At 58.7% G+C, this 25,031-nt stretch carries 22 protein-coding genes, 1 tRNA gene and 1 rRNA gene; 8 read left to right on the forward strand and 16 right to left on the reverse strand.

Translation table 11 applies throughout. From position 1 onward, the window contains the following. The 4 genes from ACN0VH_RS06425 to ACN0VH_RS06440 all read right to left on the reverse strand — a co-directional run. Window positions 1-218 (reverse strand): 16S ribosomal RNA (locus ACN0VH_RS06425); the annotation flags it as partial. A gap of 685 nt (window positions 219-903) precedes the next feature. After that, on the reverse strand, window positions 904-1,503 hold the full coding sequence (msrQ, locus tag ACN0VH_RS06430) for a protein-methionine-sulfoxide reductase heme-binding subunit MsrQ (protein WP_417700015.1): 600 nt from the start codon (window positions 1,501-1,503) through the stop codon (window positions 904-906). A 57-nt stretch (window positions 1,504-1,560) separates the two neighbouring features. After that, a complete protein-coding gene (msrP, locus tag ACN0VH_RS06435) occupies window positions 1,561-2,472 on the reverse strand; it encodes a protein-methionine-sulfoxide reductase catalytic subunit MsrP (RefSeq protein ID WP_417700017.1) in 912 nt (303 codons plus the stop codon). A 73-nt stretch (window positions 2,473-2,545) separates the two neighbouring features. Continuing rightward, window positions 2,546-4,036: an FMN-binding glutamate synthase family protein gene (locus tag ACN0VH_RS06440; protein ID WP_417700018.1), complete on the reverse strand. Its 1,491-nt coding sequence runs from the start codon at window positions 4,034-4,036 to the stop codon at window positions 2,546-2,548. A 119-nt stretch (window positions 4,037-4,155) separates the two neighbouring features. Between ACN0VH_RS06440 and ACN0VH_RS06445 the strand changes: the two genes are divergently transcribed. Further along, on the forward strand, window positions 4,156-4,602 hold the full coding sequence (locus tag ACN0VH_RS06445; RefSeq protein ID WP_417700019.1) for a DUF302 domain-containing protein: 447 nt from the start codon (window positions 4,156-4,158) through the stop codon (window positions 4,600-4,602). 205 nt (window positions 4,603-4,807) lie between these two features. Here the strand turns inward: ACN0VH_RS06445 and clpB are convergent, their stop codons facing one another. Continuing rightward, window positions 4,808-7,426 (reverse strand): ATP-dependent chaperone ClpB, encoded by a 2,619-nt coding sequence (gene clpB / locus ACN0VH_RS06450; protein ID WP_417700021.1) that lies wholly within the window; start codon window positions 7,424-7,426, stop codon window positions 4,808-4,810. A 249-nt stretch (window positions 7,427-7,675) separates the two neighbouring features. Between clpB and pyrF the strand changes: the two genes are divergently transcribed. Beyond that, the gene (pyrF, locus tag ACN0VH_RS06455) at window positions 7,676-8,383 is read left to right on the forward strand and encodes an orotidine-5'-phosphate decarboxylase (protein ID WP_278922336.1); all 708 of its coding nucleotides are present in this window, start codon (window positions 7,676-7,678) and stop codon (window positions 8,381-8,383) included. Between the two features lie 416 nt (window positions 8,384-8,799). Here the strand turns inward: pyrF and ACN0VH_RS06460 are convergent, their stop codons facing one another. Then, window positions 8,800-9,207 carry an NUDIX hydrolase gene (locus ACN0VH_RS06460; RefSeq protein WP_278922335.1) on the reverse strand — a complete coding sequence of 136 codons (408 nt, stop codon included), beginning with the start codon at window positions 9,205-9,207 and terminating at the stop codon, window positions 8,800-8,802. A gap of 97 nt (window positions 9,208-9,304) precedes the next feature. Between ACN0VH_RS06460 and ACN0VH_RS06465 the strand changes: the two genes are divergently transcribed. Continuing rightward, window positions 9,305-10,558, forward strand: coding sequence for a DNA polymerase IV (locus ACN0VH_RS06465; protein ID WP_278922334.1), 1,254 nt, complete (start codon window positions 9,305-9,307; stop codon window positions 10,556-10,558). 120 nt (window positions 10,559-10,678) lie between these two features. On the opposite strand, the gene ACN0VH_RS06470 is transcribed toward ACN0VH_RS06465, so the two are convergent. Next, window positions 10,679-11,545 (reverse strand): N-formylglutamate amidohydrolase, encoded by an 867-nt coding sequence (locus tag ACN0VH_RS06470; RefSeq protein ID WP_417700023.1) that lies wholly within the window; start codon window positions 11,543-11,545, stop codon window positions 10,679-10,681. Between the two features lie 156 nt (window positions 11,546-11,701). Here ACN0VH_RS06470 and ACN0VH_RS06475 point away from each other — a divergent pair. The 4 genes from ACN0VH_RS06475 (at window position 11,702) to ACN0VH_RS06490 (ending at window position 13,911) form a co-directional block, all read left to right on the forward strand. Beyond that, window positions 11,702-11,776: transfer RNA gene (locus ACN0VH_RS06475), tRNA-Val, on the forward strand. Window positions 11,777-11,856: 80 nt separating this feature from the next. Next, window positions 11,857-11,982 carry a type B 50S ribosomal protein L36 gene (gene ykgO, locus ACN0VH_RS06480; protein WP_008205324.1) on the forward strand — a complete coding sequence of 42 codons (126 nt, stop codon included), beginning with the start codon at window positions 11,857-11,859 and terminating at the stop codon, window positions 11,980-11,982. Between the two features lie 242 nt (window positions 11,983-12,224). Further along, entirely contained in the window at window positions 12,225-13,241 is a 1,017-nt protein-coding gene (locus tag ACN0VH_RS06485) for a Fe(3+) ABC transporter substrate-binding protein (RefSeq protein WP_417700024.1), read from the forward strand. Window positions 13,242-13,368: 127 nt separating this feature from the next. After that, window positions 13,369-13,911: a GNAT family N-acetyltransferase gene (locus ACN0VH_RS06490; protein ID WP_417700026.1), complete on the forward strand. Its 543-nt coding sequence runs from the start codon at window positions 13,369-13,371 to the stop codon at window positions 13,909-13,911. Window positions 13,912-13,936: 25 nt separating this feature from the next. On the opposite strand, the gene ACN0VH_RS06495 is transcribed toward ACN0VH_RS06490, so the two are convergent. The 8 genes from ACN0VH_RS06495 to ACN0VH_RS06530 all read right to left on the reverse strand — a co-directional run bounded on the left by ACN0VH_RS06495 (window position 13,937) and on the right by ACN0VH_RS06530 (window position 22,677). Continuing rightward, window positions 13,937-15,616 (reverse strand): ABC transporter permease, encoded by a 1,680-nt coding sequence (locus tag ACN0VH_RS06495; RefSeq protein WP_417700028.1) that lies wholly within the window; start codon window positions 15,614-15,616, stop codon window positions 13,937-13,939. Between the two features lie 184 nt (window positions 15,617-15,800). Continuing rightward, a complete protein-coding gene (locus tag ACN0VH_RS06500; RefSeq protein ID WP_417700030.1) occupies window positions 15,801-17,018 on the reverse strand; it encodes a phenylacetate--CoA ligase family protein in 1,218 nt (405 codons plus the stop codon). An 18-nt stretch (window positions 17,019-17,036) separates the two neighbouring features. Beyond that, window positions 17,037-17,873 (reverse strand): ABC transporter ATP-binding protein, encoded by an 837-nt coding sequence (locus ACN0VH_RS06505; protein ID WP_278922328.1) that lies wholly within the window; start codon window positions 17,871-17,873, stop codon window positions 17,037-17,039. 131 nt (window positions 17,874-18,004) lie between these two features. Continuing rightward, window positions 18,005-19,288, reverse strand: a complete 1,284-nt coding sequence (locus ACN0VH_RS06510) for an ABC transporter substrate-binding protein (protein ID WP_278922327.1) — start codon at window positions 19,286-19,288, stop codon at window positions 18,005-18,007. Between the two features lie 98 nt (window positions 19,289-19,386). Beyond that, window positions 19,387-20,463 (reverse strand): branched-chain amino acid ABC transporter permease, encoded by a 1,077-nt coding sequence (locus ACN0VH_RS06515; protein ID WP_278922326.1) that lies wholly within the window; start codon window positions 20,461-20,463, stop codon window positions 19,387-19,389. 3 nt (window positions 20,464-20,466) lie between these two features. Continuing rightward, window positions 20,467-20,721: a hypothetical protein gene (locus tag ACN0VH_RS06520; RefSeq protein WP_278922325.1), complete on the reverse strand. Its 255-nt coding sequence runs from the start codon at window positions 20,719-20,721 to the stop codon at window positions 20,467-20,469. 112 nt (window positions 20,722-20,833) lie between these two features. Next, a complete protein-coding gene (locus tag ACN0VH_RS06525; protein ID WP_278922324.1) occupies window positions 20,834-21,829 on the reverse strand; it encodes a branched-chain amino acid ABC transporter permease in 996 nt (331 codons plus the stop codon). Window positions 21,830-21,858: 29 nt separating this feature from the next. Then, window positions 21,859-22,677, reverse strand: coding sequence for an ABC transporter ATP-binding protein (locus tag ACN0VH_RS06530; protein ID WP_278922323.1), 819 nt, complete (start codon window positions 22,675-22,677; stop codon window positions 21,859-21,861). Between the two features lie 88 nt (window positions 22,678-22,765). On the opposite strand from ACN0VH_RS06530, the gene ACN0VH_RS06535 reads away from it, so the two are divergent. Next, complete coding sequence (locus ACN0VH_RS06535) at window positions 22,766-22,951, forward strand: hypothetical protein (protein WP_278922322.1); 186 nt, start codon at window positions 22,766-22,768, stop codon at window positions 22,949-22,951. 53 nt (window positions 22,952-23,004) lie between these two features. Here ACN0VH_RS06535 and ACN0VH_RS06540 read toward each other — a convergent pair whose 3' ends face one another. Next, complete coding sequence (locus ACN0VH_RS06540; protein WP_417700326.1) at window positions 23,005-24,969, reverse strand: AMP-binding protein; 1,965 nt, start codon at window positions 24,967-24,969, stop codon at window positions 23,005-23,007. Window positions 24,970-25,031 lie beyond the last annotated feature (62 nt).

Here is a 25,031-nt window from a genome sequence, read left to right on the forward strand (position 1 = left end):
TATCTAATCTAACGCGGGCCGATCCTTCTCCGATAAATCTTTCCCCCGAAGGGCGTATAAGGTATTACTCACCGTTTCCAGTGGCTATTCCTTAGAGAAGGGCACGTTCCCACGCGTTACTAACCCGTCCGCCGCTCATCCCGAAGGATGCGCTCGACTTGCATGTGTTAAGCCTGCCGCCAGCGTTCGTTCTGAGCCAGGATCAAACTCTCAAGTTGAAAGCATGTTGCCATGCTGTCCTTGACGTTCGAACCTCTGCACATCTCCAATACTCAGGGCCACCTTTGGGGGCAGGCCCATATGTCCACCCGGCTAAGGATTGAACACGCATTGGAAGTCATCTGTTTGTCTGTGCTTCAGGTTATCCAAAGATAACAAGAAACCGAACAAACAGTGAAGCTGACACTAGATCATCGAACAGACCAGATGGCCCACCCTACTAGCGTTGATATACAGACGTTGATCCATCGAAACGAACCAAACCGCCCACATATCTCTTCAGTTATCATCAATGTCAAAGAGCAGCATCCAGAAGACAAACAAAAGACCGATGCGCCAAATCGTCCAGCGCGCCCGCCTCAATACATCCAATAAATGCCCCGGCCTCTCCCGAGCGTCCCACCGTCTTCCCGATGCGCCAGGCTGTCTTTCCAACCCGTCCGGCCACCGAAGCGACCCAACCAACCGCGTCGCCGCTGCCGGTAGAGGGGGTTCTAGTGTTAACTCATACTTCCCGCAAGCGATAATTTCACAAAATTACATCTTTTTTCAAAAACCCCTGTTTTTTGCTTATAATCAAATAATTACCAGGTCATTTGCACAAGAGATCACGCAGGATCCGTCCAAAGTTGCCAAAGCGCGCGCAGAGCCGCCGCCGACCGGGATCCTGCCCCGTCCCGCCCATCAAGCGAGACGGCGTTTTGTCTGCCGGGGCAGCCGCAGGAGGAGCAGGGTCACAATGACTGCCAGGTAGATCAATGGCTCCATCTGGAAGCCCTTTGCCAGCATCACGTAGTGCAGCCCCCCCAACAGGGCGACCAGATAGGTCAGGCGATGCAGCTGACGCCAGCGCGGGCCAAGCCAGCGCGTGGCGCGATTATTGGAGGTCAGCGCCAATGGCAGCATCAGTGCAAAACCCACCATACCAATGGTGATATAGGGGCGCTTTGCGATGTCGCGCAGGATTTGCGACAGGATCTGAACATCCAGAACCAGCCAGACCAAGAGATGCAGCGTAACATAGGCGAAGGCCAAAACCCCAATTGCCCGCCGAAACCGCAACAGGTTCAGGCCAGTAAAGCGGCGCAACGGTGTCACGAACAGTCCCAGAATGACCAATTGCAGCGCCGCTTCGCCCAGGCCATGTTCCAGCGCCTTGACCGGGTCCGGCCCCGATCCGCCAGTCAGCCCCAGATACAGCAGCCAGGCTGGATAAAAGGCACCCAGCAGATAGAGCCCCCAAGGCGGCAGTCGGCGCAGCATCTGATTACAACGGTCGATCATTCTGGCAAACTTTCTGGTCTGTGATCCTGTGGCTCTGGTCTGCGGTGTCACGATGGGTCAAAAATGTTTGGTGAGATCCATCCCGTCATACAGGCTTGCGACCTCCTCCTCGTAGCCGTTGAACATCAGTGTATCATCGCGCCCGGCAAACAGCCCGCCACCAAGGCGGCGCTCGGTCGCCTGGCTCCAGCGGGGATGCGATACCTTTGGGTTCACATTGCTGTAAAAGCCATATTCGCGGGCATTGGCCATGTTCCAACTGGTCTGCGGCTGCGTATCGGTCAGGCTGATGCGGACGATGGATTTGATCGATTTGAAGCCGTATTTCCATGGCACCACCAAGCGCAGCGGCGCGCCGTTCTGATTGGGCAGGCCCTTCCCAAAGATCCCGGTCGCCATCAGCGTCAGCGGATGCAGCGCCTCGTCCAGGCGCAGGCCTTCGCGGTAGGGCCAGTCCAGCACGGGATAGGCGGTGCCGGGCATTTCGGACGGGCGGTACAGGGTTTCAAAGCTGACGTATTTTGCCCCCTCCTGCACCCCCGCCAAGGCCAAAAGATCCGCCAGCTCAAAGCCCATCCAGGGCACCACCATCGACCAGGCTTCGACGCAGCGGAACCGGTAGATGCGCTCTTCCAGGGTCATTTCCCCCAGGATCTGCTGGAAATCATAGTCGCCGGGGCGGTCCACCAGACCGTCGATCTTGACGCTCCAGGGTGTGGTGGTCAGCTGGCCGGCGTTTTTCGCAGGATCGCCCTTGCCGGTGCCGAATTCATAGTAGTTGCAATAGGTGGTCACATCCTCCCAGGAGTTTGGCTCCAGCGTTTCGGCCTGTGCCGCCCCTGGCAGCGCGCCAAGCCCTGCCAGCCCAGCCATGCCACCAAGTCCCGCCATTATCTGACGGCGATTCAAATAGGCCTGCTTCGGCGTCACATCAGCGGCACTTAGGGTATTGGTCCAGCGGTGGGCCATGGCGGCGTCTCCTCGAAAATTGCACTTATCGGAGACCTAACGCAGAGCAGAACCAAGGCCAAAACATATCCTGTCACGTCTGCGCGACTGCACTGTAACTTGCCTGAATTTCGTTCATCGGCCGCGAGCCGCCATTATCCTGCATAATCCGCACATGACGGCGGCGCAGCCTGCGTGGTTCTGTTACCCCAACAGAATGGGCAATGGTTTCTACCTCCTGGATGAGCTCGGTCGCATAGCGGGCGACACGTTTGTATTTGTCTTCGACCACCAACCCCTTTTGAAATCGCGGATCATGGGTGGTGATGCCGGTGGGGCAGGTGTTCTTGTTGCATTTCAACGCCTGAATGCAGCCCAGAGAAAACATGAAGCCACGCGCCGAGGTAACAAAATCCGCCCCCGCCGCCAGGGCCCAGGCAACATCGCTTGGGTTGATCAACTTCCCACTGGCGATCAGCCGGATACGGTCGCGAAAGCCATATTCATCGCGCAGATCGCAGACCAGCGGCAGGGCTTCGCGCACCGACATGCCGACCAGATCGATCAAAGGCATCGGCGCCGCGCCGGTCCCCCCCTCGCCGCCATCAATGGTGATAAAATCCGGCACATCGGCAGGGCGGGCCGCCATATGCAGGAACATCTCGCGCAACACCACCTCAGAGCCCGCCACGGTCTTGATGCCCACCGGTTTGCCTGTCACCTCGCGCAGGTGGGCAACCATATCCAGCAATTCGTCAAAATTAGCCATCTCCGGATGCCGGTTGGGGGAAATGCTGGCCTCGCCTTCGGGGATGCCACGGATTTCGGCAATCTCGGCGCTGACTTTGGCGGCAGGCAGGATGCCGCCCTTGCCCGGCTTGGCCCCCTGCGCCAGCTTCAGCTCGAACATACGCACCGTTGGATTTTCTGCCACCGCGCGCAGTCTGTCATCGCTCAGCCCGCCTTCAGCATTACGTACACCATATTTTGCGGTGCCGATCTGAAACACCAGATCGCAGCCCCCCTCCAGATGATAGGGGCTCATGCCGCCTTCGCCGGTATTGAGCCAGACCCCGGCCTCACGCGCCCCCCGGCTAAGCGCACGCACCGCTGGTTTTGACAGCGCGCCATAGCTCATACCCGAAACATTGAAGAAGGAAGGCGCCCGATAGGGCACCCGTGCGCCCGCCCCAATCACCATGGGTTCGGTACTGGCATATTGGTCATCCAGCGGTGGGAACGGAGCGTTGACAAAAATCGGCGTGCCCGGCACCTCGGTATTTCGGGTTGAACCAAAGGCCACTGTATTGCCCTCCCCCTTGGCGGCCCGATCGACCCAGTCGCGCTGTGCACGGTTAAACGGCAGCTCTTCACGGTCCATGGCAAAGAAATACTGGCGAAAGAATTCCCCCATGGTGCTGAACAGATGCCGGAAGCGGCCTATCACCGGATAGTTCCGCCGGATTGCATCCCCGGTCTGTGTTCGGTCCACCACAAACAGCAGCAGCGCCACAAGCACCAAGGCCCCCAATGCGAAAACAAAGCCAATGGCAAGAAATTCTATAGCCTTTGCCGCGAAACCCATGCAGAAACTCCTATATATAGATGAGACAGGTGGCCAGACGCTGCCTGTTCCTATCCTCCTAACGTGAGGGGGATACCCGCAATGGGCAAGCCACCGTCGTTCACATTAGGAGATGCCAGATGAAATATTTCACCGCAGTCGCCGCCTTTAGCATCAGTGCCACACTGATGGTGCCCGCCTTGGCGCAGGATATGGTCAGTTATCGCAGCGGGCTGGCCTATGACGATGTCACCTTTGGGTTGGAAAATGCCATCACCAACCATGGGCTGGTGGTTGATCATGTCAGCCATGTCGGTGACATGCTGGAACGCACCCGCAGCGCTGTCGGGTCTGATGTTGTGCTGTTCCAGCAGGCCGATGTCTATTCCTTCTGCTCAGCCAAACTATCGCGTCAGGTGATGGAGGCCAATCCGATGAACATCGCCTTCTGCCCCTATGACATCTTTGTCGCCCAGCGCCCCGGCGAACAAGCCGTCACCATCGGTTTTCGCGCCTTCCCAGAGGGGGAGATGCAGATCATCCAGGCCCTGCTGGACGACATCGTACAGGAAGCCATCGAAGAATAAGCCCCAACCCTGCACCCTGATCTACCGCCGAAACCAAACTGCGGTTGGTTCAACCAGCACAAAGCCCGCCAGATCTGGCGGGCTTTGTTTGTTCTGCTATCCGATTACCTGAAACACGGAAAGGCGGGACGCGGCATGACCTTTCTATGATTAAGGGCATTCTGCCACCAACCGCTGTTTCAGGTTCATGGCAGAACACTTTAGATCAGTGCACCACCGCATCCTCAGGTTTTGGGCGGTCCGTAGAGCCAAGGCGATCACCGATGATCAACCCGTCGCCACCTGCCGAAACAGGAATGGTATCCCCGTCCTTGACCTCGCCGCTAAGCAGCAATTCTGCCAGGGCGTTTTGCAATGACCGCTGGATCACCCGCTTCAGAGGGCGCGCACCAAACACCGGATCATAGCCTTCATCCGCCAGCCAGGTCTTGGCACTGTCGTCCAGCGCCAGAGTGATCTTGCGCCCTTCCAGACGTTTGGCCAGACGCGCCATCTGAATATCGACGATACCGTCCATATCGGAACGCCCCAGACGGTCAAAGATGATGGTCTCATCCAGACGGTTCAGGAACTCGGGCCGGAAATGCGCCCGTACCGCTTCCATCACGTCGCGCTTGGCGGCCGAAGCATCCGCCCCATCCGGCAGCTGGCTCAGCGCCTGCGCGCCGAGGTTGGAGGTCAGGATGATCAGCGTCTGCTTGAAATCAACCGTCCGCCCCTGGCCATCTGTCAGCACACCGTCGTCCAGCACCTGCAACAGCACGTTAAAGACATCCGGGTGCGCTTTTTCCACCTCGTCAAACAACACCACCTGATAGGGGCGACGACGCACCGCTTCGGTCAGCGCCCCGCCTTCGTCATAGCCGACATAGCCGGGAGGCGCGCCAATCAGACGGGCCACACTGTGTTTCTCCATGTATTCCGACATGTCGATCCGCACCATGGCGTTGTCATCGTCGAACAGAAAGTTCGCCACTGCCTTGGTCAGCTCTGTCTTGCCCACCCCGGTCGGCCCAAGGAAGAGGAAAGAGCCCAGCGGCCGGTTTTCATCGTTCAGCCCGGCCCGCGCACGGCGCACCGCATTGGCCACCGCCGTCACCGGCGCGTTCTGACCAATGACACGGGAATGCAGCGCGTCTTCCATGCGCAGCAGCTTGTCGCGCTCTCCCTCCAGCATTTTGGAGGTCGGAATACCGGTCCAGCGCTCCACCACACCCGCAATCTGCTCGGGGCGCACCGCTTCTTCAACCATGACGCCCTGCTCTTCGCGGTTTTCGGCTTCACTAAGCTTCTTTTCCAGCCCTGGGATCACGCCGTAAGACAGTTCCCCGGCGCGGGCCAAGTTGCCTTCGCGTTTGGCAATATCCAGATCGGCGCGGGCGCGGTCCAGCTGCTCTTTCAGATCGCGCGCCCCAGCCAGCTTGTCGCGTTCAGCCTGCCATTGGGCCGTCATCTCTGCCGATTGCTCTTGCAGATCCGACAGTTCCTTTTGCAGGGTTTCCAGCCGATCACGCGAAGCGGCATCCTCTTCGACCTTCAGCGCCTCTTCTTCAATCTGCATCTGCAGGATCTGGCGGTCCAGCGCATCCAGCTCTTCAGGCTTGCTGTCCACCTGCATACGCAAGCGGCTGGCGGCTTCGTCCACCAGGTCGATGGCCTTGTCCGGCAGGAAGCGATCGGTGATATAGCGGTTCGACAGGGTTGCTGCCGCCACCAGTGCCGCATCCGCAATCCGCACCCCGTGGTGCAGCTCATATTTTTCCTTGATGCCGCGCAGAATAGAGATGGTGTCCTCTACCGTGGGTTCCTGCACCATAACGGGCTGGAAACGACGGGCCAGGGCAGCGTCCTTTTCCACGTATTTGCGGTATTCATTCAGGGTGGTGGCACCGATGCAGTGCAATTCACCCCGCGCCAGCGCCGGTTTGATCAGATTGGCGGCATCCATGGCGCCTTCGGACTTGCCTGCGCCCACAAGGGTGTGCATCTCATCAATGAACAGGATGATCTCGCCGGCCGCCTCGGTGACTTCGGTCAACACAGCCTTCAGTCGTTCTTCGAATTCACCACGATATTTCGCCCCGGCAATCAGCGAGCCCATGTCCAGCGACAAAAGCTTCTTGTCGCGCAGGCTCTCGGGCACATCACCGTTGACGATGCGCAGGGCCATGCCCTCGGCGATAGCGGTTTTACCCACGCCAGGTTCGCCGATCAGAACCGGATTGTTCTTGGTACGGCGCGACAATACCTGCATGGCGCGGCGAATCTCTTCATCCCGGCCAATGATCGGATCAATCTTGCCTTCGCGGGCCGCCTCGGTCAGATCGCGGGCATATTTCTTCAGCGCGTCATAGCCTTCTTCGGCCGTGGCGCTATCGGCGGTGCGGCCTTTACGGATATCATTGATTGCCTCATTCAGGGCCTGGGCGCTGACATTGCCTGCGGCAAGCGCATCCTTGGCCTTGGATTTCACCATACACAGGGCCATCAAGACCCGTTCAACCGGGACAAAACTGTCGCCTGCTTTTTCGGCAATCTTGCTGGCTTCATCCAACACCTTGGCGGTCTGGCCATCCAGATAGACCTGACCAGTATCACCGGTGACTTTGGGCAGTTTGGACACGGCCAGATCAACGGCTTCGACCACGCGCGACGCGGTGCCGCCCGATTTGCCGATCAGATTGCTTGCCAGCCCCTGGTCATCATCCATCAATGCCTTGAGAAGGTGCTCCGGCAGCATCCGCTGATGCTCTTCGCGCATCGCAATTGTCTGCGCCGCCTGCACGAAGCCTCGTGCGCGCTCAGTGAACTTGTTCAAGTCCATGTCGTTCTCCTTATACAAGCGCCCGAATACATATGGCAGCGCCCGCTTTGCGGCACGCCCCGGTCCGGGCCTCTGAAATAGATTTGGGAGGTCTTCCCGCCTCTTCAAGATCACAGTGATGCAATATTACTGAAAAATCACTGATACATGTCAAACCCACAGCCTTGATCGGTGTTTTTTGGGCTTTCCTCGCATGGGGCAGCGCAGTAGGAAAGCGCGATTCCCACAGCCCAAGCCCCGGAGAGCCCCATGTCCCAGACCACAGCCGACGACCGCCTGATTGTTGCCATGGATGTACCCGATGCCCTTGCCGGATTGAAACTGGCTGAACAGCTGGGCGATGCCGTGTCCTTTTACAAGATCGGCCTGGGCATGTTGACCGGCGGCGGCCTGGCGCTGGCCAATGAAATGAAGCACGAGCTGGGCAAGAAGATCTTTCTCGACATGAAGCTCTTTGACATTGGCGCCACGGTTGAAAGCGCGGTGCGCGGGCTGGCGCAGTTCGACCTGGATTTCCTCACCGTGCACGGCGACCCCTATGTGGTGCGCGCCGCCAAGGAAGGCGCCGCTGGCAAAGATATGAAAATTCTGGCCGTAACCATTCTGACCTCGCTGGATCGAGCTGATCTGGACGGTGCACTGATCAAGCCCGGCGATATTCGTGACCTGGTGCAGGAACGCGCAGGCAATGCCTTTGCGGCGGGGGCTGATGGCGTCATCGCCAGCCCGCAAGAAGCCGCCCTGATCCGCGCCCTGCCCGAAGCCGCAGGCAAGTTGATCGTCACCCCCGGCGTGCGCCCGGCTGGCGCGGCACTGGGCGATCAGAAACGCGTCGCCACCCCGGCCACAGCCATTGCCGATGGTGCAGATCACATCGTTGTCGGCCGCCCCATCTGGCAGGCCAGCAACCCGCGCGCCGCCGCGCTTGCCATCCTGGACGAGTTGAAAACTATCTGAAACGACCCAACAAAAGGCGAAAACAACTGGTCAGATCCGACTATCGCCTAAAAAAGCATCAGAAATAAACTTTATCCAGGCGTTGCTGTTGATTGCTGTACCGCCGGGGCCTGCCTGCTTTACGTAGGGTCAAGATGCTGTATTGATGCGGAAATCCGCTTTACCCAGCGCTGCTGTGCCAAATTGTCTCGTGACGGGAAAGCCACAGAACCAGGCGCCACACCGTTGCGGGCAAGCGATGGAATTTGCGAAACTCGACAATATCGGTGATTCTAAGGCTGAGACACTCCCCTGACGAGCTCCTCTTCCTGAGGTTCGTCTGCCTGGCCCCCGCCATCGCGCGGGGGAATTTTTTGCCGCCTGCGCAGATCCCCTGACAGATTGATGTGACCACCGGCACAGATGGCAACTGGCCGTCAGCTCGACCGCCGCCCGAGGTAGTCGCGTAGCTGCCCGGCAAAATGCGGCACGGCCAGCCGGTGATCGCAATAGTCCTGCGGGCGCATCAGCTGCCAGCATTGCCCCTCATCTCCCAGGCGTACCTGCTGCTGCAGTTCGGCGGGCTGATGACTGACAAAGAACCAGACCAGACCACGCGGGCGGCGATAGCTGTTGGACCAGGTCAGATCGCTTGCCGCAAGGGATAGGCGGACTTCCTCATAGGTTTCGCGCAGGGCACAGGCCTGCGGTGTCTCATCGCCTTCGCGGCCACCGCCCGGCAGATCCCAATAGCCTGGATAGGGAATATCCGGGCGGTCGTCTCGCTTGATGACCAGCAGATCCGCCCCAAGAAAAAGCGCCAGTTTGGCACCGGAAAATGACATATCCACCCTTTGCAAACGCGAAGCCCTAAAGACAAATCCCCGAACTGACGATAAAATGCAGCACCGCCTCTGACACAGATATAGCCCCCACCCCGCCATGCAAGCCCTTTGCCGTGATTGCCTTCGCCAGATTGCCCCAACGCGTCGCTGCCCGGCCTGCGGCAGCCCGCGCATCACCCAGCATGCAGAACTGTTTTCCCTGACCATCGCGCATATGGACTGCGATGCCTTTTACGCCAGCGTCGAAAAGCGCGATAACCCGGCGTTGGCTGGCAAACCTGTGATCATCGGCGGCGGCAAACGCGGCGTGGTATCGACCGCCTGCTATGTGGCGCGCATCTCTGGCGTGCGCTCGGCCATGCCGATGTTTCAGGCGCTGAAACTCTGCCCCGATGCCGTGGTGATCAAACCGCGAATGTCCGCCTATGTCGAAGTCAGCCAGATGGTGCGCGCGATGATGGACGAATTGACCCCGGATATCGAACCCCTGTCTCTGGATGAGGCCTTCATGGATCTCTCTGGCACCCAGAAACTGCATGGGCACCCGCCGGCGGTCATGCTGGCACGGCTGGTCAAACGGATGAAGGATGAACTGGGCATCACAGGGTCAATCGGGCTGTCACATAACAAATTCCTGGCCAAGGTGGCCTCGGATCTGGACAAGCCGCGCGGCTATTCGGTGATTGGCAAGGCGGAAACTGCCAGCTTTCTGCGCGACAAACCTGTGCGACTGATCTGGGGTATTGGCCCGGCCACACAGGCCGCATTGGAAAAGGCCGGTATTCGCACCTTTTCCGATCTGCTGCGCTGGGACCGCCAAGACCTGAACGCGCGCTTTGGTGGCACCGGTGATCGGCTCTGGCATCTGGCGCGCGGCCAGGACCGCCGCCGGGTTTCCTCGAATGCGCCGGTCAAGTCGATCTCGAAAGAGACCACATTCATGGAAGACACCGCCAGCCTAGAGGTGCTTGACGGTCATCTGTGGCGGCTGGCGGTACAGGTAGCGGATCGCGCCAAGGCCAAGGCAAAGGCCGGCCGGGTTGTCACCCTGAAGTTAAAGCGCGCCAATCATTCTGCCCTGACCCGGCGCCTGTCCCTGCACAGCCCGACCCAGCTGGCCGATGTGATCTACCGCCAGTCGCGGGCCTTGCTGGATCAGGTGGGCGATCAGGGGCCCTATCGCCTGCTCGGTTGTGGAATCTCGGATCTGGTGCCCGAAGCGCAGGCCGATACCAGTGGTGATCTTCTGGACCCCCTGGCCGGAAAACGCGCCCAGGCAGAACGGGCTACCGATGCCATTCGCAAGCGCTTTGGCGAGGATGCCATCCGTAAGGGGCGCGCCCTGCGCTAGGGCGTGTTGCGCAAAAGGGGCTACCGGTTTTGCGCCATCTGCCAAATCAAATCAGGAAAGCCAGTCGCCTGAACGCAAATGGCGCTAGCAGCCGCACCACCGCAAGCGTCCGGCTGCCCGCTATTCAGCCGCCAGCCGCCGCCCGTCCTGGTCGATACCTATTTTGGCGATCAGCCCGGCAACCTCCCCCATAAGCGCCTTTACCTCGGCAAAACGCGCATTGGGCCGCACCTGTGCCTCGTCCATATATAAGGAGCGATCGATTTCGACCTGCACCGCATGCTGCCGCCGCGAAGGACGACCATAGGCCTGGGTGATATAGGCCCCGGCAAAGGGCGCGTTACGGACCACGCGCAGCCCGGCCTGGACAAAGGCCGCCTCCACCTGGTCCATCACCTCTGTCGCTGCCGAAGATCCAAACCGATCCCCCAGAACCACCTCGGGCAGCGCCGCCCGATGGGTCGGAAGGTTTGCCACCGCTTCATGCGGCATGGAATGGCAATCAATAAGCACCGCCTGGCCGAAACGATCATGCGCCTGGCGCAGCAACCCCTGCAGAGCCGCGTGATAGGGATACCAAATCTGGTCGATTCGCTGCAGCGCCTCTTGCCGGGGCATCTTGCCGTGATAGATCGCCCGGCCATTGGCCACCACCCGCGGAATCACCCCCAAGCCCGAGGCCACCCGCGGGTTCTGCCCCCGGCGCGGTACGCCTTCGATCAAGGCTGGGTCCAGCTCTCCGGGGGCGCGATTGAGATCGATATAGGCCCGCGGCTGGGTCGCCAGCAGCAGCGGGGCCCCGAATCCGGGCACATCAGCAAAAAGCTGGTCGACAAAGGCATCCTCTGAACTGCGAATCTGCTGTTGGTTCAGAATCGTGCCCTGCACAAAGCTCGGCTCATAGTATGACCCGCTATGCGGCGAGGCAAAAACCACCGATGACGTCAGTTCAGTGGGTGAAATAACGGAAAATGCGCGCTTAGACATAGGTGCTTCTGCCCTTGGTTCCTCGAAATCACCATAGAGCGAAAATTCTACGACCAAAAGCTCTTGCGCCCCTGCGCGACTCTGATTATAGACCCCTTCACCGGCGCGGCTACCACGCTCCAATCACTTGGTGTAGGGCGGTCGCAAGGGTTTCATGGGCGCTTAGCTCAGCGGTAGAGCACTTCGTTGACATCGAAGGGGTCACAAGTTCGAACCTTGTAGTGCCCACCATGAATTCATTGTTTTGGCCATTCGGCCGGAACGCCCGCAAACCCAGGCGCTGGTTCGCGCCGCAGAACAGGAGAATGACTATGAAAGTCAAGAACTCGCTCCGCTCGCTCAAGAACCGGCACCGTGATTGCCGCATTGTGCGTCGCAAGGGCCGCGTATATGTGATCAACAAGACACAGCCGCGTTTCAAAGCACGCCAGGGCTGAGACTAAGATCTCGCTTTGTTAAAAAGACCGCATCTTCGGGTGCGGTCTTTTTGCGTTTACACCCCCGTGCGGATGCAACTGCCCACCGGGTTTTGGAATGCTCTGGCCTGTCTGGACTGGTGCGGAATTGAGGGTGAGTTTTTTCCGATGGTTTTAGTAGGTTTCTATTTCCCTTTAGTGGTTTTTTCTATATTCGACTAAATAAGTCAGAAAATGACGTCAATCTGGAGATCACACTCGCTATGTTGAAAGCCACCACCATTCTCGCAGGGATCCTTGCTGCAACTCTTGCGACCTCGGCCGCTGCCGAAGGCGAAGTAAACCTGTATTCGTCGCGTCACTACGACACCGACGAGCGCCTCTATTCTGATTTCGAAGAGGCCACCGGCATCACCATCAACCGGATCGAAGGCAAGGCAGACGAGCTGATCGCCCGCATGACTGCGGAAGGCGTCAACTCTCCCGCTGATATCCTGCTGACCGTCGATACATCGCGTCTGGCCCGTGCCAAAAACGCAGGCGTTTTGCAAAGCATCGACAGCGATGTTCTGGAAACCAGCGTGCCCGGTTACCTGCAAGACGCCGACAACCAGTGGTTTGGTTTTTCCCAGCGTGCCCGCATCATTTTCTACGACAAGGCAGATGTGGCAAACCCGCCGCGCACCTATCTAGATCTGGCCGACCCTGCCTACAAAGGCCTGGTCTGCATCCGGTCTTCCTCGAACACCTATAACCAGACGCTGCTGGCCTCGATCATCACCCACCACGGTGCCGAGGTTGCCAAGGACTGGGCTGAAGGCGTGGTTGCCAATATGGCGCGCGCCCCACAAGGCGGCGATACCGATCAGCTGCGCGGCATTGTCTCGGGCGAATGTGAAATTTCGGTCGCCAATAGCTACTATTTTGCCCGTTCCATCCGCAAAGAGGTCAAGGGCCTGTCGGCAGACCGCGACATGATCGGCTGGATCTTTCCCTCGCAGGACGCCGAAGGCGCGCATATGAACCTGTCCGGTGGCGGCGTTGCTGCCCATGCGCCCAATCGCGACAACGCGATCAAGTTCCTGGAATATCTCGCCTCTGAACAGGCGCAGCAGTACTTCTCGGCTGGCAACGATGAATTCCCTGCCGTGCCCGGTATTGGCCTGGCGCCAAGCATCGCTGCACTGGGGCATTTCAAGCCTGATGATGTGAACCTGTCGGAGGTGGCCAAGAACATCCCCGAAGCGCAAAAGATCTTTGATGCGGCGGGCTGGGAATAATCCTGCCCCCTCTGATCTGCTGAAAAATTAGGCAAAGGCGCGGGGAAACCTGCGCCTTTTCTGCGTCTGACATTTCCTTTTCAGCATCGGTTTGCCACTCTGCCCGTATTCGCCACCGGAGCTAGAGATGACACCCCACCCCGTGCCGACGATCCGCCAGCTGACCGCCCCCGAGCTTGCGCAACACTGCCCCGCTCTCAGTGATATTCTGGTGACCACCGTCGAAGCCGGTGCCAGCGTCGGCTTCATCCTGCCCTTTACAGCGGACGATGCGGCGGCCTTTTGGAACAACCGTGTCTTTCCGGCGGTCCAGCGCGGCGACGTCCGGCTGTTTGGTGCCTTTGTGCAAGATGATGTCTTGGTGGGGACGGTGCAGCTCTCGCTGGCGATGCCTGCCAACCAGCCCCACCGCGCCGATGTGGCCAAATTGCTGGTACATCCAAGGGCGCGCCGCGCCGGATTGGGGCGCAGCCTGATGCTGACGCTCGAAGCCGAGGCCCGCCAATTGGGCAAGACATTGCTGGTGCTTGATACTCGTTCGGGCGATCCGTCACAGCGGCTCTATGAAAGCCTGGGCTACCGCGTGGCTGGTTCAGTGCCAGGATTTTGCCGCCACCCCAGCGCCGAGATCTATGAGGCCACCACCTACCTGTACAAAGCGCTCACATAGCGCCGCGACCGGCAGGCACCATAGGCTAGCGGCGCCGGTCCACTTGGCGACAGATCAGAATCACTGGCAGCAGCCCCACTGCCATGATCACCAGCGAGGGCACCGCCGCCCCCTCCAGTCGCTCATCCGAGGCAAGCCGGTACGCCTGCACTGCCAGCGTGTCATAGTTGAAAGGGCGCATGATCAAGGTGGCGGGCAGCTCTTTCATCACATCGACAAACACGATCAGCAGCGCTGTCAGCAGGCTCGGGGTGAGAAGCGGCAGATGCACCCGGCGCAACATGCCCAGCGGCCCCTGCCCCAGAGAGCGCGCCGCCGAATCCATATTGGCATGCACAGTGGATTGCCCGCTTTCATAAGCGCCAAGCGCCGCCGCCAGAAAGCGCACCATATAGGCCCCGACCAGCAACCAGATTGACCCTGAAATCAGCAGCCCCGTGCGGATCTCAAAATTGGCCCGCATCCAGGCGTCCAAAGCATTGTCAAAGGCCGCAAAGGGGACCATCAGCCCCACCGCGATCACCCCACCAGGCACCGCATAGCCCAAGCGCGACATATAGGCCGCCAGCGCCGAGCTGCGCCCCGGACGCAGCCGTTGATAAAACCCAAGGCAGATTGCCGCCATGACTGTCAACAGCGCCGCCAGCGTCGCCAGCAACAGCGAATTTTGCAGGAAACCGATATAGCGGCTGCTGAACAGGTTCTGCTCTGACTGCAGCCCCATGTTGAACAGGATGATCAACGGCAGCAAAAAACCAAAACAAACCGGCAGGGCACAGAGGATCCAGGCAAAAAAGGCCTGTCCGCCCTTCAGGTCAGCTGGTGGCATCGGTGCATGTTGCTTGCCCGCCTGATGATAGCGCGCCTTGCCGCGGGTGGACCGTTCGACTACTGCCAGCACCAGCGCAAGGCAGAGCAGGCACAGCGCCAGCTGCGCCGCTCCGGCCCGATCCCCCATGGAAAACCAGCTGGTGTAGATCCCGGTAGCAAAGGTCTGGACGCCAAAATAGGACACGGTGCCAAAATCCGCGATGGTCTCCATCACCGTCAGCAAGACCCCCGTGGCAATCGCCGGGCGCGCCATCGGCAGGCTGACCAGCCAAAAGGCCTGAAAGGCGCTTTTCCCAAGCGCCCTGGCGGCCAGAAAGGCACCACCGCTTTGTTGTAAGAATGCAGCCCGCGCCAGCAGATAGACATAGGGGTAAAGCACCAGCACCAGCATCGCTGCCGCCCCGCCAAGCGATCGGATTTCCGGGAACCAGTAATCGCGCGGCCCCCATCCCGTCACCGCGCGCAGCGTCGTCTGCACGATGCCGGGATGATCCAGAATGAAAGTATAGGCATAGGCCAGCACATAGGCCGGAAAGGCCAGCGGCAGGATCAGCGCGATCTCAAATATCCGCACGCCGGGGAACCGTGTCATGGTCACCAGCCAGGCCGCCCCCACCCCGATGGCCAGGGTGCCAACCGAGACCAGAATCACCAGCCCGACAGTGGTCAGAGCATAGCGCGGCAGCACCGTGTCCAACAGATGCAGGATGGTATCTGTGCCGCCAGTCAGCGCCGCCACCGCCACCGCAACCATCGGTAGGATACAGGCCAATGCAACGCACCAGGCCAGAATAGAGAACACTCTGGTTCCGGCGTGTCGCCCACGGCGATTGCCCTGCGGGGCGTAGTCTTTGGTCTCTTTCACGGCAGTCATGCGGTCCGCTCTTGGTCTGATTTTGCGCGTCCCCTCTTATGCGATTATTTTGCTCAGAAACTCCAGCCGGAAACCAATGTTCCGCCAGCAGGAACTGGCCCTTCAGATGGAGAGGGACGAAAAAATCCCCCCAAGGGTCGGCAGACCACCTGGAGGGATAAACAGAGCAAGCTTTGCGCGCCGCCTAGTCGTAGCTGCGCTGGTCCTCGATCACCACGCCATCCTTGGGCAGTGCACCGGGCGAGACGACTTCGATACGGCCCTTGAGTTTCAGAACCTCGATCACCGATTTGCCAAAGCTGATTTCATCGCCAGCACTGGCCTCGATCTGCACCGTCATGGTGTCCATTTCACCATCTCGGGCAGCAATGACACGTGCCTTGACGATTTCGTCATGTTTATCAACCAGTGCGGCAACCTGTTCTGGCCGCACAAACATGCCCTTGATCTTGGTTGTCTGATCGGCGCGGCCCATCCAGCCCTTGATCCGCATATTGGTCCGCCCACAGGGAGAAACCCCAGGCAGGACCGCCGAAAGATCACCCGTCGCAAAACGGATCAGCGGATAATCTGGGTTCAGCGTTGTCACGACGACCTCGCCCACTTCGCCAGGGGCAACGGGCGTCCCGGTGCCAGGGGTGACGATTTCGACAATGACCATCTCATCGACAATCATGCCCTCCATTGCGGCGCTCTCATAGGCGACATTGCCCAGATCCGCAGTGGCGTAGCTCTGCAGGCAGGTGATGCCGCGATCAGCATATTCCTGGCGCAGCGACGGGAACAACGCGCCACCACCGACAGCGGCTTTGGTAAAGCCAAGCGTCACGCCCATGGCATCGGCCTTATCCAGGATCACCTTCAGATAATCCGGAGTGCCCGCATAGGCCGTCGCCCCCACATCACGTGCGGCAGTCACCTGAAGTTCGGTCTGGCCGGTGCCGGCAGGCAGCACGGTTGCCCCAACGGCGCGGGCGCCACTTTCAAAGATCATGCCCGCAGGCGTCAGATGGTAGCCAAAGCAGTTTTGCACCACATCCCCCGGACCGATGCCAACCGCATGTAGGAAACGCCCCATGCGCCACCAGTCGTGATCCACCCCGCCCGGTTCATAGATCGGGCCAGGCGACTGAAAGATATGGGCAAACCCGGTGGCAGGTTTCACGGTAAAGCCCCCAAAGGGGGCATTGCCCCCCTGCGCTTTGCTGAGGTCGGATTTGCGCAGCACCGGCAGGGCGGCCAGATCGGCAGCCGAGGTAATGGCGCGCGCATCAATATCTTGCAGGCTGCCCGCATAGCCAGCTGCCGTTTGGGCCAGGGCAATCTGCCTTGGCAAGGCGGTGGCAAGGTCGCCGGCGCGCTGGTCGTCGGAACGCGTTTCCAAGCTGTCATAATTGGTCATAGTCTCACCATCCCTCCCTTAGCTCAGCCACCGCTTGCGGCGGCGGTAAGACCGCACATCACGGAAGCTCTTGCGGCCCTCGTCCGACATCCCAAGGTAGAATTCCTTTACATCGGGGTTTTCGCGCAGTTCAGCAGCAGGGCCATCCATCACCACCCGGCCAGATTCAAGAATATAGCCGTAATGGGCATAGCGCAGCGCTACATTGGTGTTCTGTTCAGCCAAGAGGAAGGTCACGCCCTCTTGTTCGTTGATTGTTTTGACAATCTCAAAGATCTGTTCCACCAGCTGCGGTGCCAACCCCATCGAGGGTTCGTCCAGCAGGATGGTTTCAGGGCGGCTCATCAGGGCGCGGCCCATGGCCACCATCTGTTGTTCCCCACCAGAGGTATAGCCCGCCTGGCTTTTGCGGCGCTCTTTCAGCCGGGGGAAATAATTGTACACCATCTCAAGGTCTTGCTGAATGGTGGCCCCAGCGTCAGAGCGGGTATAGGCGCCGGTCAGCAGGTTTTCTTCGACCGTCAGGTGTTCAAAACAATGGCGCCCCTCCATCACCTGGATCACGCCATTGCGCACCAGATCGGCGGGGTCTGCATTGTGAACCGTTTTGCCACGGTATTTCACCGATCCCTTTGTCACCTCGCCGCGCTCTGAGCGCAGCAGGTTGGAAATCGCCTTCAGCGTCGTGGTCTTGCCAGCCCCGTTGCCCCCCAAAAGCGCGGTGATACCACCCTTTGGCACATTGAGGCTGACGCCTTTCAGAACCAGGATCACGTGATTGTAGATCACCTCGACATTGTTGATCTCTAGCAGGGTCTCGGCCTGCACATCAGTGGTGTTGGCTGCATCCAGCATCAAAGTTGTCCTCATGCGGTCCAGGGCGCTGTGTATTTGGCGCATCCGGGTCTGTTCGGGGTGGTGCGGCAGCGCAGCCGCCGCACCGGATTAAAGCCCGACCCCACGGGAATGTGGGATCGGAGAAGGGTTTACTGGCACCGAGGCTCGATACCGTTTTCAGACGCATAGGAAGCCGAATCTGCGTCGATCAGCGGCTTGATCACATCGCTGTCGGTCTTCTGGAAATCGGCAATCAAGCTCCAGGTTTTGGACGATGCGTCCCACTGGGTCACACCAACAAGGCCGGGGCCGCCGTGGTTTTCGCAGCTCACGTTGAAGGCTGGGCCAAAGTAGCGCATGCCAAGCGCGGCCATGCGGGCCTCGGGCATTTCCAGGGCTTCCATACCATCGCGCATCATCGCAGGCGTGATGTCGGCGGTACCGTGCATTTCCTGCGCAGTCTTGGCAGCCTCGACTGCCAGCATCGCAGCGTACAGACCACGGTTATACAGAACGTTGCCGATCTGATCGCCCGCGCCTGCTGCCAGGCCCTTGTCGACAACATATTTCTGAATATCGTCAAACACCGGGAAGTCACGGCCAACATTGTGGAAGGTCACAGCCTTGTACCCATCTGCCGCATCGCCAGCAGGCATCACGTCATGTTCTGCACCAGACCACCATACACCAATGAAGTTTTCCATTGGAAAGCGGATGTTCGCGGCTTCCTGAATGGCAACCTGGTTCATCACGCCCCAGCCCCACATCAGGACAAAGTCAGGGCGTTCGCGGCGGATCTGAAGCCACTGGGATTTCTGCTCCTGACCGGGGTGGTCAACGGGCAGTGTGGTCAGTTCAAAACCATGCTTGGCCGACAGCTCTTCCAGGGTGCGGATCGGCTCTTTGCCGTAGGCAGAGTTGTGGAAAACCAGGGCGATCTTCTTGCCCTTCAGATCACCACCGTTTTCGTCCAGCAGGTAGTTGATGATACCCGAGGCGCCATCCCAGTAGTTGGCAGGGTAGTTGAAGACATTGCCAAAGACTTCGCCATTGGCAGCCGAGGTCCGGCCATAGCCCATGGTATGAAGCGGGATACCGTCAGCTGCGGTTTTGGGAATCAGCTGATAGGTGATCCCGGTCGACAAGGGTTGATAGACCAGGGCGCCTTCGCCTTTGGTGGATTCGTAGCATTCAACACCTTTTTCGGTGTTATAGCCGGTCTCACATTCGATCAGCCGTGTTTTCACACCACCGATGCCACCGTCACGTTCATTGACGAGGGTGAAATAGTCGGCATAGCCATCTGCAAACGGGATACCGCCCGCAGCATAGGGTCCGGTACGATAGCTCAGTGATGGGAACACCAGGTCCGCCATAGCAGGGCCTGCCGCCATCAAAGCGCCCAGCGCCAGAGTGGTCAACTTCATTTTCATCGGTTTACATCCTCCCTTGGTCTCATCCGATTGTCGTCTTGGGTCGGCGGGTTTGAATTTTGTCTTTGTTCCCACCGGTCGTGTAGGGACCTTACCGCTTAGTGCGGGAAGGGCCACAGTCTCAATTTTTCCTTGGCAACCCGCCAAAGCTGCGCCAGCCCATGTGGTTCAACGATCAGGAAGAACACGATCAGCGCCCCCACGATCACCAGCTGGAAATGCGCCACGATATCCGTGGGCCAGCCCAGCACATCAACGCCGACCACTTTCAGGATCACCGGCAGCAGCACCAGAAAGGCCGCGCCAGCAAAGGAACCAAAGATCGAGCCAAGGCCGCCGATGATCACCATGAACAACACCTGAAACGACTTGGTAATGCCAAAGGCCTCGCCCACTTCGACCGCGCCGAGGTAGAGTGCAAAGAACAGCGCGCCGGAGATGCCGATAAAGAAGCCAGAGACCGCAAAGGCCGTCAGCTTGGCTTTCAGCGGGTTTACCCCAATGATTTCCGCCGCAATGTCCATGTCCCGGATTGCCATCCAGCTACGGCCGACCATGCCGCGGGTCAGGTTGCGGGCCACAAGGGCACAAAAGGTCAGGAAAATCAGGCAGAACAGGTAGGTCGCCCATGCCGGTGCATTCGGGCCAGTGATCAGGATGCCAAAGGCTTCCCGCTCGGGGGCGTTGATCTGACCAGAAGCAGAGTAGTTGTAGAACCACGGCACCCGGTTGAACAACCAGACCAGAAAAAACTGCGCCGCCAATGTGGCCACCGCCAAGTAAAAGCCCTTGATCCGCAGACTTGGCAGACCAAACAACACGCAGACCACCCCGGTGATCCCACCCGCCAGCAGCACGTGAATGAACATGCTCACCTCGGGAAAGGTGGTCATCAGCTTGTAGCAGGCATAGGCGCCCACCGCCATGAACCCACCGGTGCCCAGACTGACCTGACCGCAATAGCCCACCAGAATGTTGAGCCCGATCGCCGCGATCGAATAGATCAGAAATGGCAGCAGAATGGCGCTGGCCCAATAGTCATTGATGGTGAAGGGAATGACCAGAAAGGCAATGAACAGCACAAAGTAATACCGATAGCGATCAAACTTGATCGGGAAGGTCTGGCTGTCCTGTTCATAAGAGACTTTGAAGTCTCCGGCTTCGCGATAGAACATGGGTTAGATGCTCCCCTGTTGTTGCGCGCGGTTACGATCCACTGCGCTTATTTGATTGGTTTCTTTGGCATATCCGCTCTGCTCGGCTGATTGGGCCAGGCGCAGATAGGCAATGAGGCCGGTAAAGAGCCCAGCCGCCGCCAAGAGCGCCGATGTCACGATCTGGGCGTCGGTAAATCCGTCGGCGCTAAGCGCCAGGAAACCAAAGGCCCAGAACCCGGACCAGGATATAACGTTGATGATGGCGATAAGCTTCATCTGTCAGCTGTTCCTTTCATAGGCGCCAGATCGGCGCGGGCTGCGGCAGTTTGCGAAGGCTCTTGTCACGCCCCAACCCCTGTTGGGGGGGGGCGCGTTATTGGTATCTGGGTCAGACCCGTTCGATAATCTTTTCGCCAAACAGACCCTGCGGACGGAAGACCAGGAACAGCAGCGCCAGAACATAGGCAAACCAGTTCTCGGTGGCACCGCCCACCATGGGGCCAATGGCAAATTCAAAGAGCTTTTCGCCGACGCCGATGATCAGGCCACCCACGATGGCACCGGGGATCGAGGTAAAGCCGCCCAGCATCAGCACTGGCAAGGCCTTGAGCGCGATCAGCGACAACGAGAACTGCACGCCTGATTTGGTTCCCCAGACGATCCCGGCAACCAGCGCGACAAACCCCGCAACCGACCAGACCAGAACCCAGATGAAGTTCAACGATATGCCAACCGACAGGGCCGCCTGGTGATCATCCGCAACAGCCCGCATGGCACGGCCCTGTTTGGTATATTGGGCAAACAGCACCAGCCCCGCCACCAAGAGCGCCGCAATCACGGTGGCCACGATATCCAGCTGGTCGATAAAGAAGCCGTAGAAGTTATCCGAACCAAGGCCCGCTGTCATATCTTCGATCCAGAAGGATCCACCCTGCGGCAGGCCCACGTCCAGTTTCTTGATCTCGGATCCCCACATCAGGTCAGAAAACCCTTCAAGGAAATAGGCCAGACCAATGGTCGCCATGAACAGGATGATCGGCTCCTGGCCCACCAGATGGCGCATCACGATACGTTGCACCAGCCAGGCAAAGATCACCATCACCCCAACCGTCAGTGCAATCGCCAGCAGTGCCGGCACATGCCAGCCAAAGTGGTGCACCTCGGTGCCAAACATCGCGTTGATGATATGGCTGAAGGGCACCTGCCCTTCCATGATGCCCACCAGGGTCATCGCCGCAAACAGGGCCATCACACCTTGGGCATAATTGAAAATGCCAGAGGCCTTGTAGATCAGAACAAAGCCCAGCGCCACGAGCGCATAAAGCACCCCGGCCATCAGCCCGTTAAAGAAGACTTCGGTTGCAAAAAGAAACTGGTCAGACATCAGTCGCTCTCCTCATATCTGTCAGAACTCTAGTCATGTGCCACCCCCAGATAGGCGTCGATCACATCCTGATTGTTGCGCACTTCATCCGGGGTGCCGTCGCCAATCTTTTTGCCGTAATCCATCACCACCACGCGGTCGGACAGATCCATGACCACACCCATGTCGTGTTCGATCAGGGCAATGGTGGTGCCGAATTCGTCATTCACATCCAGAATAAAGCGGGACATGTCCTCTTTTTCCTCGACGTTCATGCCCGCCATGGGTTCATCCAGCAGCAACAGCTTTGGCTCTGCCGCCAGGGCGCGGGCCAGTTCGACCCGCTTTTTCAAACCATAGGGCAGACGCGCCACCGGGGTTTTGCGGATGTGCTGGATTTCAAGAAAGTCGATGACCTTCTCCACCACTTCACGGTTGGCGGTTTCTTCGCGCTCGGCCTGGCCTTTCCAGAAGGCCTGCCGCAGCAGCCCCGTTTTCATATAGTTGAGCCGCCCGGTCATCACGTTGTCCAATACGGTCATGCCTTCAAACAGGGCAATGTTCTGGAAGGTACGCGCGATACCCTGCTGCGCCACCTCATAGGGGCGCATCTGCGGGCGTGGCTTGCCATGAAATTCAACCGTGCCCTCTTGCGGCACATAAAAGCCAGAGATCACGTTCAGCATCGAGGACTTACCAGCCCCGTTGGGGCCGATGATGGCACGAATTTCGCCTTGGCGGATATCAAACGAAATATCCTTGATCGCCACCACACCGCCAAAGCGCAGGGTGATGTTTTTCATTTCCATCACCACGCCGCCAATGGTGCGACCGTCTTCAGTGACATAGCTATCGGATTGGTCAAGCATGTGCGACGCCTCCAGTGATCTGCCAACCCAAATTGTTAACCATTTTAGGGGACAGTTGAGAAAGATAAGTAGCAAGGAGTTCCCTGCAATGTTTAGCGAGTTCGAGCACACCTGCCTGTTGAAGATGGCGCTTGAGTGTCGACGCGACGGCCTGTCTCAATCTGAAAGCTGCGCCGCCATAAAGTCGCGCACCGGCGATTTCAGCGCAGCCTTCATGATCCGCCAGGTGGTGCATACCGCCTTCCATCCCGAACGCCGTCCCGACCTGGTCTAAGACCCGGTCAAAGGGTTCGAAACGGGCAATGTGCCGGGGGGAATGCAAGCGGATCATTCTGCCGCCACCCTGTGCTGCGCCGTCGGGGCAAGCGTGGCATCCATGATCGTAAGCGTTGCGCTGATCGCGCCCTTGCGGCCATCTTCATAAGTGACTTCGGTGGTGGTCGAGATCTCGCTTGATCCGTCATAAAGCGCGGTAATGATATCGTCGAACTTCTCTTCGACGATACGGCGGCGCACCTTGCGGGTCCGGGTCATCTCCCCGTCATCCGCATCCAGTTCCTTATGCAGCACCACAAAGCGATGCACCTGACAGCCCGACAACATCGGATCTGCGGCAACCGATTTGTTCACCTCGGCGACATGTTCCTGAATAGAGGCCAGCACCTTGGGGTGGCCTGCCAGTTCCTGATAAGAGGCATAGGCAATATTGTTGCGCTCTGCCCAGTTGCCCACCGCCGAAAGGTCGATATTGATAAAGGCAACGCAGCGGTCCTTGCCATTGCCAAAGAGAACCGCCTCCAGAATATCGGGATAGAACTTCAGCTTGTTCTCGACAAACTTGGGGGCGAACATGCCGCCATCAGCCATCTTACCCACATCCTTGGCCCGGTCGATGATGCGCAGATGGCCGGTTTCTTCTTCAAAAAAGCCCGCATCCCCGGTGGCAACCCAGCCTTCTGGGTCTTTGGTGTCAGCTGTGCTTTCGGGGTTTTTGTAGTATTCCACAAAGGTCCCGGGTGAGCGGTAGAAGATTTCGCCATTGTCAGCGATACGGATCTCCACATCCGGTGCCGGCACCCCAACCGTATCGGCGCGCACTTCGCCATCGGGCTGCACGGTGATGAAAACGGTGGCTTCGGTCTGACCATACAGCTGTTTGAGGTTGATCCCCAGCGAGCGGTAGAATTCAAAAATCTCGGGGCCGATTGCCTCGCCCGCCGTATAGCCGACGCGCACATTGCCAAAGCCCAGCGTATCTTTCAGCGGGCCATAGACCATCACGTTGCCCAGCGCATATTTCAACCGGTCCATCAATCCGACAGGCTTGCCATCCAGAATGCTGGGGCCAACCCGTTTGGCATGGTCCATAAAGTAGTGGAACATCTTGCGCTTGAAATTGCCCGCGTCTTCCATGCGGATCATCACATTGGTCAGCTGGGTTTCAAACACCCGCGGTGGCGCAAAGTAATAGCTGGGGCCGATCTCGCGCAGATCGGTCATCATGGTCTCCGGGCTTTCCGGGCAGTTGACGCAGAAGCCTGACCAATAGGCCTGACCAATTGAGAAAATGAAATCGCCGACCCAGGCCATCGGCAGATAGGCGAGGATCTCGTCGCTCTGTTTCAGCTTGTCAAATTCGCAAGCGTTCTTTGCGCTTTCGATGATATTGCGATTGGACAGCACCACGCCCTTGGGCTTGCCGGTGGTGCCCGACGTATAAAGCATCACGCAGGTGCTGTCATAGGTCAGCGCGGCGCGGCGCGCCTTCAGTTCGTTGATCCATTCATCATGGGCGGCACGGCCCTGATCCTGCACATGGGCATATTCATGCAGGGTGCTGTGATCGTATTTGCGCAGGCCGCGTGGATCAAGATAGATAAGGTGTTCAAACTGGTGCAACTGGTCCTGCACCTCGATCACCTTGTCGACCTGTTCCTGATCAGCCGCAATCACAAAGCGGGCACCGCAGTGATCCAGCACATAGGCCATCTCTTCTGCATTGGCGTCCTGATACAGCGGCACCGGAATGGCACCGACGGACTGCGCCGCCACCATGGACCAGTACAGATAGGGGCGATTGCCACCGATGATGGCGATGAAATCACCCTCATTGACGCCAAGATTGATCAAACCCAGCGCCAGGGCCTCGATCTCCTTGGCGGTTTCCGCCCAGGTCCAGCACTGCCAAATGCCAAATTCTTTTTCCCGGTAGGCCGGTTTATCACCGAATTCCGAAACGTTGCGTTCAAGCAGCGCCGGCAGGGAGAGTTTCCCCGCAGCGCCTGACTGCATCTGAGCCAATGTCTTTCTCCTCCCATTCCGGCCTCCCCCGGCCGGCGATCGCTGTCACACGA

The organism is Pseudophaeobacter sp. (genome assembly GCF_048267565.1).
Classification (GTDB): Bacteria; Pseudomonadota; Alphaproteobacteria; order Rhodobacterales; family Rhodobacteraceae; genus Pseudophaeobacter; species Pseudophaeobacter profundi.

Coding starts and splice junctions, on each gene's coding strand:
- pyrF (WP_278922336.1), top strand. CDS start 7,676: ATGTCCCAGACCACAGCCGACGACCGCCTGATTGTTGCCATGGATGTA.
- ACN0VH_RS06530 (WP_278922323.1), bottom strand. CDS start 22,677: ATGCTTGACCAATCCGATAGCTATGTCACTGAAGACGGTCGCACCATT.
- ACN0VH_RS06500 (WP_417700030.1), bottom strand. CDS start 17,018: ATGACCAATTATGACAGCTTGGAAACGCGTTCCGACGACCAGCGCGCC.
- ACN0VH_RS06495 (WP_417700028.1), bottom strand. CDS start 15,616: ATGACTGCCGTGAAAGAGACCAAAGACTACGCCCCGCAGGGCAATCGC.
- ACN0VH_RS06460 (WP_278922335.1), bottom strand. CDS start 9,207: ATGTCATTTTCCGGTGCCAAACTGGCGCTTTTTCTTGGGGCGGATCTG.
- ACN0VH_RS06485 (WP_417700024.1), top strand. CDS start 12,225: ATGTTGAAAGCCACCACCATTCTCGCAGGGATCCTTGCTGCAACTCTT.
- ACN0VH_RS06520 (WP_278922325.1), bottom strand. CDS start 20,721: ATGAAGCTTATCGCCATCATCAACGTTATATCCTGGTCCGGGTTCTGG.
- ACN0VH_RS06535 (WP_278922322.1), top strand. CDS start 22,766: ATGTTTAGCGAGTTCGAGCACACCTGCCTGTTGAAGATGGCGCTTGAG.
- ACN0VH_RS06515 (WP_278922326.1), bottom strand. CDS start 20,463: ATGTTCTATCGCGAAGCCGGAGACTTCAAAGTCTCTTATGAACAGGAC.
- ACN0VH_RS06465 (WP_278922334.1), top strand. CDS start 9,305: ATGCAAGCCCTTTGCCGTGATTGCCTTCGCCAGATTGCCCCAACGCGT.
- ACN0VH_RS06440 (WP_417700018.1), bottom strand. CDS start 4,036: ATGGGTTTCGCGGCAAAGGCTATAGAATTTCTTGCCATTGGCTTTGTT.
- ACN0VH_RS06445 (WP_417700019.1), top strand. CDS start 4,156: ATGAAATATTTCACCGCAGTCGCCGCCTTTAGCATCAGTGCCACACTG.
- msrP (WP_417700017.1), bottom strand. CDS start 2,472: ATGGCCCACCGCTGGACCAATACCCTAAGTGCCGCTGATGTGACGCCG.
- ACN0VH_RS06540 (WP_417700326.1), bottom strand. CDS start 24,969: ATGCAGTCAGGCGCTGCGGGGAAACTCTCCCTGCCGGCGCTGCTTGAA.
- ACN0VH_RS06505 (WP_278922328.1), bottom strand. CDS start 17,873: ATGCTGGATGCAGCCAACACCACTGATGTGCAGGCCGAGACCCTGCTA.
- ACN0VH_RS06525 (WP_278922324.1), bottom strand. CDS start 21,829: ATGTCTGACCAGTTTCTTTTTGCAACCGAAGTCTTCTTTAACGGGCTG.
- ACN0VH_RS06470 (WP_417700023.1), bottom strand. CDS start 11,545: ATGTCTAAGCGCGCATTTTCCGTTATTTCACCCACTGAACTGACGTCA.
- ACN0VH_RS06490 (WP_417700026.1), top strand. CDS start 13,369: ATGACACCCCACCCCGTGCCGACGATCCGCCAGCTGACCGCCCCCGAG.
- ACN0VH_RS06510 (WP_278922327.1), bottom strand. CDS start 19,288: ATGAAAATGAAGTTGACCACTCTGGCGCTGGGCGCTTTGATGGCGGCA.
- clpB (WP_417700021.1), bottom strand. CDS start 7,426: ATGGACTTGAACAAGTTCACTGAGCGCGCACGAGGCTTCGTGCAGGCG.
- ykgO (WP_008205324.1), top strand. CDS start 11,857: ATGAAAGTCAAGAACTCGCTCCGCTCGCTCAAGAACCGGCACCGTGAT.
- msrQ (WP_417700015.1), bottom strand. CDS start 1,503: ATGATCGACCGTTGTAATCAGATGCTGCGCCGACTGCCGCCTTGGGGG.